The sequence below is a fragment of the Candidatus Deferrimicrobiaceae bacterium genome (assembly GCA_036504035.1).
Lineage (GTDB): Bacteria > Desulfobacterota > Deferrimicrobia > Deferrimicrobiales > Deferrimicrobiaceae > JANXPS01.
Genome location: DASXVV010000014.1, coordinates 385,225 through 399,235, shown reverse-complemented (window position 1 = coordinate 399,235; position 14,011 = coordinate 385,225). Strand labels below are relative to the sequence as shown.

Annotated in this window: 12 protein-coding genes; 1 reads left to right on the top strand and 11 read right to left on the bottom strand. The window is 64.2% G+C overall.

Annotated features, from left to right (window positions below; translation table 11 throughout):
- Nucleotides 1-20 precede the first annotated feature (20 nt).
- The 10 genes from VGK27_14280 to ychF form a co-directional block, all read right to left on the bottom strand.
- Nucleotides 21-404: a hypothetical protein gene (locus tag VGK27_14280; protein HEY3491272.1), complete on the bottom strand. Its 384-nt coding sequence runs from the start codon at nucleotides 402-404 to the stop codon at nucleotides 21-23.
- 111 nt (nucleotides 405-515) lie between these two features.
- Complete coding sequence (locus tag VGK27_14275; protein ID HEY3491271.1) at nucleotides 516-1,706, bottom strand: Xaa-Pro peptidase family protein; 1,191 nt, start codon at nucleotides 1,704-1,706, stop codon at nucleotides 516-518.
- A gap of 105 nt (nucleotides 1,707-1,811) precedes the next feature.
- Nucleotides 1,812-2,765: a malate dehydrogenase gene (mdh, locus tag VGK27_14270; protein ID HEY3491270.1), complete on the bottom strand. Its 954-nt coding sequence runs from the start codon at nucleotides 2,763-2,765 to the stop codon at nucleotides 1,812-1,814.
- Nucleotides 2,766-2,820: 55 nt separating this feature from the next.
- Nucleotides 2,821-3,945 (bottom strand): 3-phosphoserine/phosphohydroxythreonine transaminase, encoded by a 1,125-nt coding sequence (gene serC, locus VGK27_14265; protein ID HEY3491269.1) that lies wholly within the window; start codon nucleotides 3,943-3,945, stop codon nucleotides 2,821-2,823.
- 130 nt (nucleotides 3,946-4,075) lie between these two features.
- On the bottom strand, nucleotides 4,076-4,648 hold the full coding sequence (locus VGK27_14260) for a hydrogenase maturation protease (protein HEY3491268.1): 573 nt from the start codon (nucleotides 4,646-4,648) through the stop codon (nucleotides 4,076-4,078).
- Entirely contained in the window at nucleotides 4,630-6,327 is a 1,698-nt protein-coding gene (locus VGK27_14255; protein HEY3491267.1) for a nickel-dependent hydrogenase large subunit, read from the bottom strand. Before VGK27_14255 ends, VGK27_14260 begins: the two co-directional genes overlap by 19 nt.
- Entirely contained in the window at nucleotides 6,315-7,586 is a 1,272-nt protein-coding gene (gene hybB, locus VGK27_14250; GenBank protein ID HEY3491266.1) for a Ni/Fe-hydrogenase cytochrome b subunit, read from the bottom strand. Before hybB ends, VGK27_14255 begins: the two co-directional genes overlap by 13 nt.
- Complete coding sequence (hybA, locus tag VGK27_14245; protein HEY3491265.1) at nucleotides 7,583-8,524, bottom strand: hydrogenase 2 operon protein HybA; 942 nt, start codon at nucleotides 8,522-8,524, stop codon at nucleotides 7,583-7,585. Before hybA ends, hybB begins: the two co-directional genes overlap by 4 nt.
- The gene (locus VGK27_14240) at nucleotides 8,521-9,690 is read right to left on the bottom strand and encodes a hydrogenase small subunit (GenBank protein ID HEY3491264.1); all 1,170 of its coding nucleotides are present in this window, start codon (nucleotides 9,688-9,690) and stop codon (nucleotides 8,521-8,523) included. Before VGK27_14240 ends, hybA begins: the two co-directional genes overlap by 4 nt.
- A gap of 128 nt (nucleotides 9,691-9,818) precedes the next feature.
- A complete protein-coding gene (ychF, locus tag VGK27_14235; protein ID HEY3491263.1) occupies nucleotides 9,819-10,910 on the bottom strand; it encodes a redox-regulated ATPase YchF in 1,092 nt (363 codons plus the stop codon).
- A gap of 185 nt (nucleotides 10,911-11,095) precedes the next feature.
- Here ychF and VGK27_14230 point away from each other — a divergent pair, with 185 nt between their 5' ends.
- Nucleotides 11,096-12,670, top strand: coding sequence for a tetratricopeptide repeat protein (locus tag VGK27_14230; protein ID HEY3491262.1), 1,575 nt, complete (start codon nucleotides 11,096-11,098; stop codon nucleotides 12,668-12,670).
- On the opposite strand, the gene lpxC is transcribed toward VGK27_14230, so the two are convergent.
- Nucleotides 12,667-13,977: a UDP-3-O-acyl-N-acetylglucosamine deacetylase gene (gene lpxC / locus VGK27_14225; protein ID HEY3491261.1), complete on the bottom strand. Its 1,311-nt coding sequence runs from the start codon at nucleotides 13,975-13,977 to the stop codon at nucleotides 12,667-12,669. The genes VGK27_14230 and lpxC overlap by 4 nt on opposite strands.
- Nucleotides 13,978-14,011 lie beyond the last annotated feature (34 nt).

The window sequence follows — 14,011 nt, the reverse complement described above, 5'->3', positions numbered from 1 at the left end:
TTGCCTGGGGACGAACGCGATCAGCCGGGACCGGCATCCTGCTCGCGCCGGGCCCGCTCCCAGCTCGCCGCGGCAGTTTCAGCGACCTGGGTCCCGAACCGGACGGCGGCGAATACATCGGCGTCGAGCCCCTTCGCGGAGTGCTCGACCTGGATGCGGGAGCGATGACCGATGCTTGCGCAGAACATGACGGAGATGCCCTCGTCTTCATCCCCTTCGGAGGTCACGGACCGGATGGACACGTCGAGGAAGTTGCGGGTGCATCGGACGGACACGCGGTACATGCCGTCGCCGCAGAAGCAGAAAAGGCGGGACCAGATGGGAGGACCGGACACCGAGGCATAGAGGCTGTCACCGACGGCGACTTCGAGCTTCGAGGCGAGGTGGTCGGCGGCTCCGGGCATTTCAGGTCTTCTATGTGACATTGCAACTCCTCTGTGCGTTGAGGATGTCGCCGCGGTCCATGACAACAAGATGATACCCGAAATGGGTTACGGCAGTTACATTTCGTTCCATCAGATCTTTACGATCGCCTCGTCGGAAATTGTCAGCCGTTCAAGTCCCTTCCCGGATAAATGAAACGTATTCTCGATTCCGGCCGCGCCTTCGCCCGGAAACACGACCTTGGGCTCGAAGGCGAAGACCATCCCGGTCTCGAAAGCCACGTCGTCGAAGCCTCGGGCGATAAACGGGTATTCGTCGATCTCGACCCCGAGCCCGTGCCCGATGAACGAGACTTTCGCGCCCTTCGCTCCCATGAAGCTGTCGGCGTAGCCCATCTCGATCGCCAGTGCGCAGCAACGGTCGTAGACCTCGCCCCAGGTCACGCCCGGCGCGACGATCCGGCACATCAGCGCCTCGATCTTTCGCATGTCGTCATAGCCTTTCCTGAGTCGATCGGAGAGTTCCCCGATGACATAAAGCCGCGTCTGGTCGACCAGGTATCCCTCGACGCTGCCCGCGAAGTCGAGGATGATCGGCTCGTTCCGGGCGATCCTCCGCCAGCTCGCCCCCTGCCCGAAACCCGGATGGGGGCCGACCCCCCCCAAGGGGGTATCGGTATATGCGGGGACCGCGGTATCGATTCCGGAGAACACGTGGGCGTACATCATCTCGCCGTTGAACCCCCGCATCCGGATGAGCCCCTGGTGCCCGTCCCGACGTGCCAGGAGCTCGAGCTCGGCTGCGAGCTCGATCCCGCTCATCCCCTCCCGGATGATCCCGGCCGCCGCCCGATAGATCGTGTCGAGCTGCACGGCCGCCGCCCGCATCAGCGTCAACTCGTAAGGAGACTTGATCATCCGGACCCGGCGGATCGGCGGGGTGGCGTCGATCCAGGAGGCATCGGGGAAGACCTTGCGATAGCGATCGAAAAGGTTGACGGGAAGGACGTCGAGTTCCATCCCGATCCGTTTAGGCACGGGATAGCCGTATTCGGACAGGATCCCCGGAATGTCGCGCATCGAAGCGAACGGGACGATCTCCTTCAGGCAGGATTCGGACCGCGCGCGGGCGAGATCGCGACGGACCATGTAGACCGGATCTCCGCTTGCCGGGACATAGAGGTTCCCGCTCTGGATCGTTCCCGTGAAATAGAACAGGTCGGCGTTCTGGGCGATGATGACCGCGTCGAGGCCGTCCGCCGACATCTGCCGCTGCAGGGCGCGGACCCTTGGATCGATTTCGGTAATCGGCGTCAGCTTCATCGATTTGTCCTCCCATATAAAAAAACCGGCCGGGAAATTGCGCCTTCCCGGCCGGTCAGAACACATCAGGCTCCGGAAACGACGGAGACCGACGGATCGCTTGTGCTACTTGAGCGTCTCGACCAGGCTCTTGACGGCGGCGACCGATTTGTCCATCATCGCCTGCTCCTCGGCATCGAGCTTGAACTGGAGAATCTTTTCTGCGCCATTGGCGCCCAGGACGACCGGAACGCCGACGAAGTAGCCCTTCACGCCGAACTCGCCATTGAGATAGACGCAGGACGGAAGGACGCGCTTGCTGTCCTTGAGGACCGATTCGGCCATTGCGATCGCGGAAGAAGCCGGGGAGTAGAATGCGGAACCGTTCCCCAGCAGCTTGACGATCTCGCCGCCGGCGCCGCGGGTGCGCTTGACCATGGCTTCCATCACTTCCTTGGCCTTGGCCTCGCTGCCGTACTTCTGCTCGAGAAGCTCCATCACGGGGATACCCTTGACGGCGGCGTAACGGACCAGAGGAACCATGTCGTCGCCGTGACCGCCCAGCGTCATGGCGGTGACATCCTTGACCGACACGCCCAGTTCCCATGCGATGAACGCCTCGAAGCGCGCGGAATCGAGGACGCCGGCCTGGCCGACGATGCGGTTGTAGGGGATGCCCGTGAGACGCTGGAGCAGCGTGACCATCGCGTCGAGCGGATTGGAGATGACGATGATGAAGGCATCGGCGGCGTACTTCTTGATGCCGTCGGCGACGGACGCCATGATCTTGGAGTTGACTTCGATGAGGTCGTCACGGCTCATGCCGGGCTTGCGGGGCAGGCCCGCGGTGACAATGACGATGTCGGAGCCGGCGATGTCGGCGTAGTCCTGGGTGCCCTTGAGATTGACGTCGAATCCGTCGACGGGCGACGCTTCGGCGATGTCGAGGCACTTGCCCTGGGGCATACCCGCGACGATGTCGAACAACACGACGTCGCCGAGCTCGCGCAGCGCGCAGAGCTGTGCGAGAACGCCGCCGATCTGACCACCACCGATGAGCGCAATCTTCTTTCTTGCCATGACTACCTCCCTAATGAGTGTGTAGTACTTGCATCGATCAAGGCCAAAGATGCCGTCACTTGCCTTTCTGGAAAGCCTCCATGAAGGTGCAAAGCGTGTCGACCCATTCATAGGAAACCGCATTGTAGGTGGAGACGCGGATGCCGCCGACGGAGCGGTGCCCCTTGAGACCCACCATGCCCGCCTTCTTGGCCTCAGCGATGAACTGCTCCTCGAGCGCTTCGCTCGGGAGGCGGAAGACAACGTTCATGACGGAGCGGCTTTCTTTCTCGACCGGGGACCGGTAGAAGCCGTTGCTCGCGTCGATGACGCCGTAGAGGCGTTGGGCCTTCTTGCGGTTGACCGTTTCGATCGCGGCGAGCCCGCCCTGGTCCTTGAGCCAGGAAAGCACGTTGCGGATCATGTAGACGCCGAAAGTGGGCGGCGTGTTGTAGAGCGACTTGTTCTCTGCATGGATGCGGAACTGCCAGATCTTGGGGATGTCCTTGCGCCCCTTCTCGATCAGCGCCTTGGAAATGATCGCGACCACGACGCCGGACGGGCCGATGTTCTTCTGGGCCCCGGCATAGACGATGCCGAACTTGCGGATGTCGAACGAGCGCCACAGGAAGTCGCTGGACATGTCGGCGACGAGCGGCACGTTCCCGGTCTCGGGAAACGCGCGCGAGGACTCGACGTTGAACTCGACGCCGTGAATCGTCTCGTTTGAGGTGATGTGGAGGTAGGCGGCCTTGGGGTCTACCTTGACCTCGGACGGCGCCGGGACGCGAGTGTAGCTCTTGTCCTTGCCTTCGCCCACGCCGATGCTCTGCACCGCGATGCCGGCCCCGGCAAGCGCCGCGACCAGCTTGGCTTCGCCGAGCGCCTTCTCGCCCCAGGCGCCGGTGATGAGGTACTGCGCCGTGGCATCCTTCTCGAGAAAGTTCAGGGCGATCTGCGCGAACAGCGCCGTAGCGCCGCCCTGCAGGAAGAGCACCTCGTAGTCGTCGGGGACGTTGAGCAGCTCCCGGACGAGCGCGATGGCTTCGTTGTGGACCGCCTCGTATTCCTTGCCGCGATGGCTGTGTTCCATGACCGACATGCCGCTGCCTGCGAAGTCGAGGAACTCGGCCTTGGCGCGTTCGAGCGCGGGGAGCGGGAGTGCTGCGGGTCCGGCGTTGAAATTGATCTTGCGGGTCATGTGGGTGTCCTCTTCTGGGCGCGGTGGGGATTTCCGCGGGTCACGCCCCGATGCCGGCCGCGGGCCGGTGTGGAACGACTGGTCAGAAGCCCTCATTCTTCCAAGGGCGGAGGCAAGCGTCAAGACGAATCTATGGAGAGGGGTCCGTGCGTTCCCACCATGGAGCCAGGGGAGATGGAGGAACTTTTTCGCCGGCGACGATCCCGAACCCGGCGAGAGCGCCGAGAACGACGCTTTCGGCGGCGGGCACGGCCTGGAGGAGCGGTTCGCTCAGCCGGGTGCAAAGCTCGACCTGGGCGGGAACCGCGCCGACGAGGAGGAAATGCCCCGGGGCGCGACCGGAAAATGCGAGTTTCTGCAGCGCTTCGCGAAGGCCGGGCTCGTGGGGGCTCAGCGCCAGCGACGGCGGACGATCGCAGACCTCGTCGAATGTGAACAGCCGGAGGGAGCCGGGAGGCCCGTCGGCCTGGACCGCATCGATCACGATCAGGGCATCTCGACCGTCGAGATATGCCGACAGCTCGTGCCCGGGGGTCCCCGCATCGATCAGGTCGACCCCTTCGGGGAAGACGTGGTGCGCCTCGAGCGCGGCAACGACGTAGGGGCCGAACGCGTCGTCGCCCATCAGGACGTTCCCGAGCCCAACGACGGCGATGTTCGGCGGACCTTGAACGGCGGGCCCGGTCACAGCACCTTGATGCACGACTGCTCGTTCCCCTGCATGTCGACCGTGTGGATGGCGCACGAAAGGCACGGGTCGAACGAGTGGATCGTGCGCAGGACCTCGAGCGGCTTCTTCGGATCGGCCACCGGATTGCCGACGAGCGATGCCTCGTAAGGCCCCTTCTGTCCCTTGCCGTCACGGGGCCCCGCGTTCCATGTGGAGGGAACGACCGCCTGGTAGTTGGCGATCTTCCCGTTCTTCACGACGACCCAGTGGGAAAGCGCTCCGCGAGGCGCCTCGTGGAACCCGACGCCACGGAACTCCTCGTTGCCGATCTTGGGCTCGTTGAAGGTGGCGACGTCGCCCTTCCCGATGTTTTCGGCGAGCAGGTTCCAGTGCTTGAGGGCGAGCTCGCTGATGACTGCCGCCCGGATGGCGCGCGCGGCGTGACGCCCGAGCGTGGAGTGGAGGATCTCGGGAGTCAGTTGGACGCCCGCGATCTTCGACGCCTTCTCGAGCGCCGCCCCCGCCCATCGGCGGGTCGGCTCGTGGCCGGCAACGTAGGCCATGTAGACCTGAGCCGTAGGGCCCACCTGCATCGGCCTACCCTGGAAGCGCGGCGCCTTGACCCAGGAATATTTGCCGGCATGATCGACCTCTCCCGGCTTCGGATCGGTCGTCTCTTCCCACGGGTGCTTCTCCCACGCGCCGTCATAGTGCGCCCGGGCGATCCCCTCGGTCACGTTCTCCCGGAAATACTTGTCCTGGAAGGAGGTGATCGGCTTGTAGCTTCCGGGCTGGCCGCCGATGATCGTGCCGCCCGGCATGTCGAAGACCGTGCCCTTCGTATCGAGCGGCAGCTCGGGCACCGCCAGGTAACTGGTGACGCCGGCGCCGTACTTGAACCAGTCGGGGTACATCGCGCCGATGGCGCAGACGTCGGGCACGTAGACCTGCTGGACGAACGCGGCCACCTCGTCGAGGAGCGACTTGACCGTGTAGAGCTTTTCCATGTTGAGGGCGGACGGGCTGTCGAGGTTGATCGGGTTGGCGACGCCCCCGACCGCGAGATTCTGGATGTTGGGGGTCTTGCCCCCCAAAATGGCAACGGCCTGGTTCGCCTTGCGCTGGATGTCGAGCGCCTGCAGGTAATGCGAGACGGCCATCAGGTTGACCTCGGGCGAGAGGCGCATCGCCGGATGACCCCAGTAGCCGTTGGTGAAGATGCCGAGCTGCCCCCCCGCGACGAAGCCCGCGAGCCGCGCCTTGGTCGCCTCCATCTCGCGCCTGCCGTTCTTGGGCCACGGAGAGAGGCTCTCGGCGAGGCTTGCCGCCTTGGCGGGATCGGCCTTGAGGGCGGAGACCACGTCGACCCAGTCGAGCGCCGACAGGTGGTAGAAGTGGACGATGTGGTCGTGCAACGCGTGTGCGGTCACCAGCAGGTTCCGGATGTACTGCGCATTGAGCGGCACTTCCAACCCGAGCCCGTTCTCGACGGCGCGCACGGAGGCGATGGCGTGGACGGTCGTGCACACCCCGCAGATGCGCTGCGTGAAGATCCAGGCCTCGCGCGGGTCGCGGTATTTCAGGATGGTCTCGATACCCCGCCACATGGTTCCGACCGACCAGGCGTCGCGAACGACCCCTCCGTCGACCTCGACGTCGATGCGCAGGTGTCCCTCGATTCGGGTGACGGGGTCGATGGTTATTCTTGCCATGTCGGAGCTCCTTGCGGTTTTTTATGGAACCGGCTCCGCAGCGACACGAAGAGCGGTTCCCAGTTGTTCTCGTGCCACTCCTCGTTCGTGCCCGGCAGGATCGCGAAATAACGCACGGCGATTCGCCATGTGAGGATCCCGAACGAGATGAAGCCGATGGTCATCAGCACCTCGGGCAGCGTCGGGAAATAGCTGTACGACTTCGCCGGGGTGAAGGCGAACGCGGTCGGGGTGAAGCGATAGAGCAGGCCGCCCAATCCTGCCAGCGCCGAGCAGGTCACGAGTGTGCGGGGCGTCTCGCGCTTCGACTTGAAGCGGAGCAGGATCGCGGGAATCGCCATAAGCAGGGTTTCGGTCAGGAACAGGAAGCTGTACCGGTCGAAGGCGAGCACGGCGTGGACCTGGCCGCGGATCAGGATGTCGCTGATCCGGATGACAAGCCACGCGAAAGTGACCCAGGACATGAGACTGCCGATTTCGGACACGACCTCGATGCTGATGGGGCGCCGGTATCGGTAGCACGTGAATAGAAGCGTCCAGTTGACGAAGGCGAATCCGCAAATGCACGCCGCCAGGACGTAGAGCAGCGGAAGCACCTGAGATTGCCAGAGCGGGTGCACCTTGGGACCGGAAAGGAGCATCAGGCCGCCGAGCGACGATTGGTGCATGAGCGGCAGGAGGTAGGCACCGGCCACCACGAACGGGTAAACCTTCTTCATGACCGGGTCGAAACGTTTGATCGCGCCCTTGACCCGATCGGAGCCCGTGTAGGAAAAACGCTCGAGGACAAGCGGCACATTCTCGAACAGCAGGAAGAGAAAAGCGTACGCCGGCATGCAGACGGCGACCTCGAGGAGCGCGGAGTGGCCGTTCCAGCGCCAGGGGAGAATGATCTGCCAGAAATTCCAGGGGCGCCCGACGTCGACGATCAGCGCCATCATGCCGGTGAAGTAGAACAGGAAGCTGGTGACGAGCGCGGTGCGCATCGCGATGTGCAGCTTCTCGTTGCCGAACACCCAGGCCGCGAGTCCGACGGCCAGGCTGCCGGAGCCGATCGCGGTGAGCGTCATGACGTTGAAGATCTTCCAGACGCCCCAGGCATAGGCATCGTTCATGCCGCTGTATCGACCGAGCGGACTGACCATCCGCAACCCGGCGAGCACGAAGCCGAGAACCGTGATCGCCCCGAAGATCCAGAACGACCGGGAATGCGTCTCTTTGTTATAGACGGGAACCAGGCGCTGCCAAGGATTGCTCATAACTGCTCCGGAAGGCCGCCCTTGGCCTCATGTTGTTCCTGTTCGTGTCGATGGTGCTTCCAGTTCCGGTTGACCGCGAGCGCCAGGATTCCGTATAGGACCAGCGGCCCCGACAGCCATTTATAGAGCTTCGCGTTGACCTTGGTCGCATAGTAGGGGATCGAATCGGTCCCCAGCTCGGGGAGCCCGAGGTCCTTGAATGGAACCGCCGCGAGGTAGAAGACCTGCGTGCCTCCCGCATCTTTCTCGCCGTAGACGCGGTTCTCGAAATATTTGCCGGGCGATGCGGCGATGCGGCGCTTGGCCTCGGCCAGGAGCGCGTCGCGTTTGCCGAAGATCACCGCGCCGGTCGGGCAGGCGCCGGTGCACCCCGGCTGCTCGCCCTTCTCGAGGCGCTGCGTGATGCAGAACTCGCATTTCACGATGCGTGGGTTCCACTTGTCCCATTCGAACTTGGGGATCTGGAAGGGGCATGCGATCTCGCAATACCGGCAGCCGATGCAGCGGGAACCGTCCCACCGGACGACGCCTTTCTCGGGATCTTTCGAGAGCGCCTCGAAGGGGCACCCGGAGACGCAGGCCGGGTCGAGGCAATGCATGCACTGGCGTTTGACGAACGACCACTTGCCGGCATTGGGCGCCTGGTAGAGCTTGATGATGTTCTTGGTTTTCGAGTTGAGGTCGAGCGGCGCGTGGTAAAGACCGCCTGACCCGGCGGAATCGGCCGGAAGTTCGTTGACCTGATTGCAGGCCGCCATGCATGCCTTGCAGCCGGTGCAGACGGTCGCGTCGTAAAGCATGCCGACCGCCCCGGGCGCGGCTTGCGGCTTCTCGGAGTGGACGGCCGCCGTCGCCGTCTCGACCGGCGCGACGGCGGCGGCGGCGCTGCCGATGCATGCCAGCCGAAGCAGCTCGCGGCGCGTCAGCCCCGCGCTCATTTCGATTCTCCGGAGTCGCCTTTCTCCTGCTTGTCGTCCCATCGGCGACGATCGCCGGGAACATCCTGATCGCCGACGCGCTCGGAGAATTTCTTCGAGGCGACCACGCTCGCGCCGACGAGCGCGCCGAGCGCCCCGCCCACGGCAAGCGCCGCCGGGATGCTGACCTTCCCTCCGCCCGCCGTGATGGGGGCGTAAGTCGAGGGAGGCGTCGCGCCGTGGATCGGCACGACCTCGAACATCGGAGTGCGGAAAGCGACCGCTTGCTCGGAGCATCCGACGCACGGATGGCCGATGCCGACGGGCCAGGCGCCGGGCATCTCGACGTAGGGAAGCAGCGAGCAGTTGGCGTGCGTCACGGGGCCTTTGCACCCCAGTTTGTAGAGGCAGTGGCCTTCCCGGTGCGCCCCCTCGCCGAACTTTTCGGCAAAACGCCCGGCGTCAAAATGGGGACGGCGGGGACAGTCTTCGTGGATGACCCGGGCGTAGGCGAACTTGGGGCGGCCCAACTCGTCGAGCGCCGGCAGGGTGCCGTAGGTGGCGAACTGGAGCACCGTGCCGAGGAGGTTGTAAGGGTTGGCGGGGCATCCCGGGAGCGTCACGACCGTCTTGCCCTTGAGGATCTGCGGAACGCCGGTGGCTCCGGTCGGGTTGGGCTCGGCCGCGGGGATGCCGCCGAAGGAGGCGCAGGACCCGATCGCGACGATCGCCCCGGCGTGGGGCGCCACCTCGTTCAGGATCTGAAGCGCTGTCTTCCCGCCGACCTTGCAGTAGATCCCGTTGTCTTTCTGGGGGATCGCCCCCTCGACGACGAGGATGAACTTCCCGTCGTGGGCCTTGATCGCGGCATTGAGCGCATCCTCGGCCTGATAGCCCGCGGCGGCGAAAAGCGTTTCGTGGTAATCGAGGGAGACGAGGTCGAGGATCAGGGTGGCGAGTGCGGGGTGGGAGGTCCGGAGCAGCGACTCGGTGCAGCCGGTGCACTCCTGGAAATGAAGCCAGATGACCGAAGGCTTGCCTTTCGTGGCTGCCGCCTCGGCCATCTTTCCGACGGCCGAGACCGGGAGCCCGACGGAGGCGGCCGCGATGGTGATGATCTTGAGAAAATCACGCCGACTGGTGCTCCGGGACTGGAGCCCGGTCAATAGCCCGCTTTCATCCGACATCGCTCGATACCTCCAAAGATAGCTATATCTGCGTTGGCGGCATTTTACTCCGAAAGCCGATCCACGATCCGAATTTGTTCAAAATAAAACAGACATGATTTCCCGAGTTCCTTGGTCCCGGATCGCCGTCAGACGTTGAAACGGAAATGAAGGACGTCGCCGTCCTTCACGGGGTACTCCTTCCCCTCGAGCCGCCACTTACCCGCCTCCTTCGCTCCCGTCTCCCCGCGGTGGCCGATGAAATCCTCGTAGGCAATCGTTTCCGCGCGGATGAAGCCTTTCTCGAAGTCGGTGTGGATGACCGCCGCGGCCTGCGGCGCAAGGCAGCCCGCGGGAATCGTCCATGCCCGCACTTCCTGCACGCCCGCCGTGAAGTAAGTCTGGAGGCCCAGAAGCCGGTACCCGGCCCGGATGACCCGGTTGAGCCCCGGCTCGTCAAGACCCATGTCGGCCAGGAACTCTACGCGGGAGGCGTCGTCGAGCTGGGAGATCTCGGCCTCCATCGCGGCGCAGACGGGGACGACCTCGGAGCCTTCCTTGACAGCCAGCGCGCGGACGGCGTCGAGGTGCCTGTTCCCCTCGAAGCCGTGTTCGTCGACGTTGGCGATGTAGACGGTCGGCTTCGCGGTCAAAAGACAGAGCTCGCGGGCCATCTTCCGCTGCTCGACGTCGAGTCCCATCGACCGGACGGGGTCGCCCTTCGCCAGGCAGTCGCGGATATTCTCGAACAGCGCGTACTGGGCGGCGGCTTCCGCGCTCCCGGACTTGAGGGACTTGCCGACGCGAAGAATCGCCTTCTCGACCGTCTCGAGGTCGGCGAGCGCCAGTTCGGTATGGATAATGTCGATGTCGCGCACAGGATCGACCATCCCCTCGACGTGGATCACGTCGTCGTCCTCGAAGCAGCGGACGACGTGGGCGATGGCGTCGGTTTCCCGGATGTTGGCCAGGAACTTGTTGCCAAGCCCCTCTCCCTTGGCGGCGCCCGCCACGAGCCCGGCGATGTCGACGAACTCCATCGTCGTGGGGACCACGCGGTTCGGCTTGACGATGCCGGCGAGCGCATCGAGCCGCGTGTCGGGCATGGGGACGATGCCGACATTCGGCTCGATCGTGCAGAAGGGATAGTTCTCGGCGGGGATCACCGCCATCGTGAGCGCATTGAAAAGCGTCGACTTGCCGACATTCGGCATGCCGACAATGCCGCAACGGAAACCCATGACGTCACATCCTGTTAGGTTCGCCCGGAGGTTCGGGCAACGGATTTTTCCCTGAGGGGGCGTTCATGTTAGCACATCCCGGCTCCCCGACGAAACGGAATTGCACCGGGGCGGAAAGGCCTCGGCATCCGGCAGCGGGAAGCTTATACTGGCGTACCAGAAAGAAGAGGGCACGGGGACTGACATTGTCGGACAGGATCCAACGAAAGTATCATTTCCGTTTGTTCTCGACCGTCACGATCCTGCTTGTCGTTGCGGCCACTTTGGCGGTTTACGGCCAGGTTTCCGGACATGGCTTCCTTTCCTACGACGACCCTCTATATGTCAGCAGCAACGCGATCGTCCGTGACGGGCTGACGCCGGACGGCTTCCGCTGGGCGTTTACGACCGGCGACGTCGGCAACTGGCATCCGCTGACCTGGCTTTCCCACATGCTGGACGTCTCCCTTTTCGGGATGGATCCCGGCCGCCACCACCTCTCAAACGTCTTCATCCACATCGCGAACACGCTTCTCCTCCTGCTTCTCCTCTATCGGATGACGGGCGCTTTCGGCCGTAGCGCCTTCGTCGCAGCGTTGTTTGCCCTGCATCCGCTTCATGTCGAATCGGTGGCATGGATCTCGGAACGGAAGGACGTCCTGAGCGGGTTCTTCTTCATGTTGTCGCTGCTGGCGTACGAGCGATATTGCCGGCGGCCGGAATGGAAACGGATGGTCCCGGTCGTTTTCCTGTTCGCGCTGGGCTTGATGGCAAAACCCATGCTCGTGACGCTCCCCTTCCTGTTGCTGCTGCTCGATTACTGGCCGTTCCGGCGCATGCGATGTACCCCTGCCGGGTCGGCGGATACCGAAGGGAGCGGCGGCCCCCTCCGGCCCCCTGCCCCCCTTTCCGCGCTCGCCATCGAGAAAATCCCGCTATTCCTGCTTTCGGCCGTTTCCTGCGTGGTGACGGCCGTCGTCCAGGACCGGGGCGGCGCGGTCAAGTCGCTGGAAGTCATCCCCTGGTCCGCCCGACTGCTGAACATACCGGTTGCCTACGTGCGCTATCTCTGCAAGACGTTCTGGCCCGCCCGCCTGGCCGTCGAATATCCCCACCCGGGAATCGCCCATTCAGTCGGAGCGGCCGTCGCAGGATTGCTCCTCCTCGCGATCCTGACGATTTTCGCCTGCCGCGCAGCGAGACGGTATCCGTCTATTTTCGTAGGCTGGTTCTGGTTCATCGGGATGTTGGTACCGGTGATAGGGCTGGTCCAGGTGGGCGGTCAGGCCATGGCGGATCGTTACACCTATCTGCCGCTCATCGGGATCTTCCTGCTTGTGGCCTGGCCGGCCTGGGAACTGGCCGCGCCCTTTCGCCACAGGACCGCACTCCTGGGAGCGGCCGCAGTCGCAGTGCTGGCCCTCTTGACCGTGACGGCATATCGGCAGGCAGGTTACTGGGAAAACAGCGTCACGTTGTATCGCCACGCCCTGGAGGTCAATCCGAGGAACCCGTCGATTTTGACGAATCTGGGCGCTGAAATGGGAGAACGCGGGGACTACGACGAGGCGGTCCGGCTCATTCGGGAGGCCTTGTTGATTGAACCGGAGCGTTCCGATGCGCGCTTCAACCTGGCGCTGTTCCTCGAACGGAAGGGAAGCATGTACGAAGCCGCCATCGAGTACCAGGAGCTGCTTCGCCGATATCCAAACGATCACGAGGCCGCCGGCAACCTGGAGCGCGTCCTCTACCGCCTGCGATCTGGCAGGGAGCGTCGCTAGGGCTTGTCCCGCATCAGCTCGCGCACCTTGCGGAGGAGCGCGATGTTGTCGGAGTGGCCGGTCATGCGGGCGACCACGCGGCCCTGCAAGCGCCGGCCAAGCAGGTAGAAGTCGCCGATCGCGTCCATGATCTTGTGTCGAACGGGCTCGTTCGGGAATCGCAGCGTGTCGTTGATCGGCCCTTCGTCGCCGAAGAGGATGAAGTTGTCGAAGCGGCCGCCGAGCGCCAGCCCTTGCCGTTGCAGATGTCCGATGTCCTTCACGAAGCCGAAGGTGCGCGCCGGGGCGATCTCCTTCCGGTAGACGGCCGGGTCGTCGAGCCGGAAAGCGAAATGCTGCATCCCGACGGGGTGCGGATAGTCGAGCGTGTAGTCGACCTCGAACCCGTCGCACGGCTCAAGACGGATCGTCTCGCGACCCTCGCCCAGCGTGATCGGCTCCTTGACCACGATCTGGTGCCAATCGTCGCCGACCTGGTTCTCGAGCCCCACCTCCTCGAAGAGGGCGCAAAACTCGGCGGCCGAGCCGTCGAGCACCGGCACCTCCCCGTTGCATTTGATGAGCAGGTTGCAGATTCCGTAGGCGTTGAGCGCCGACATGACGTGTTCGATCGTAGCGGCCTGCGTGCTTCCGAGCCGTATCGAGGTGGCGTAGCCGGTCGAGCCGACGAAGTCGAGGTGCGCCGGGACCGCGCGGTTGTCGGACACGCCGACGAAATGGATGCCCGAGCCGGGGCCGAGCGGCTCGAGGATCAGCCCGCTCTTCTTGCCGGAATGGAGCCCTTGCCCGTACATCACGGCGCCGTGCGCGAGCGTCTTCTGGGGCATCGCCCTCCCGGGCAGCGCCTGCTTCTCGAACACAAGCCTCTGAAGCTCGGGGACGCCCACCGGCGGATTCGGCGTTTCGGCATCTCCGGCCAGGTCTGCGGCGCCCGACGCCCGCGACGCCAGCGCGCGGCGGATCGCCCCCAGCGTGAGGTCGAGCTCGAGCGGCTTCTCGATGAAGTCGGAGGCGCCCGCCTGGGTCGCCTTGATCGCGGTGGCAATCGTGGCGTGGCCGCTCATCATGATCACGGGCGTCTGCGGGCTGATCTCCTTGATCCGGCGAAGCGTCTCGATCCCGTCCATGCCCGGCATCCAGATGTCGAGCAGCACCAGCGCGGGGTTGCGCGATCGCAGCAGAGAAAGCGCCTCGGCGCCGTCGGCCGCGTGCAGGCAGGTAAATCCGTCGTCGCCCAGCACGCCTTCGAGCGATTTGCGGATGCTGGCCTCGTCGTCCACGATCAGGATGGGTCCGGTTTCGGGCATTGCCTACACTCCTGGAATTATTCTTTTCGGCCGG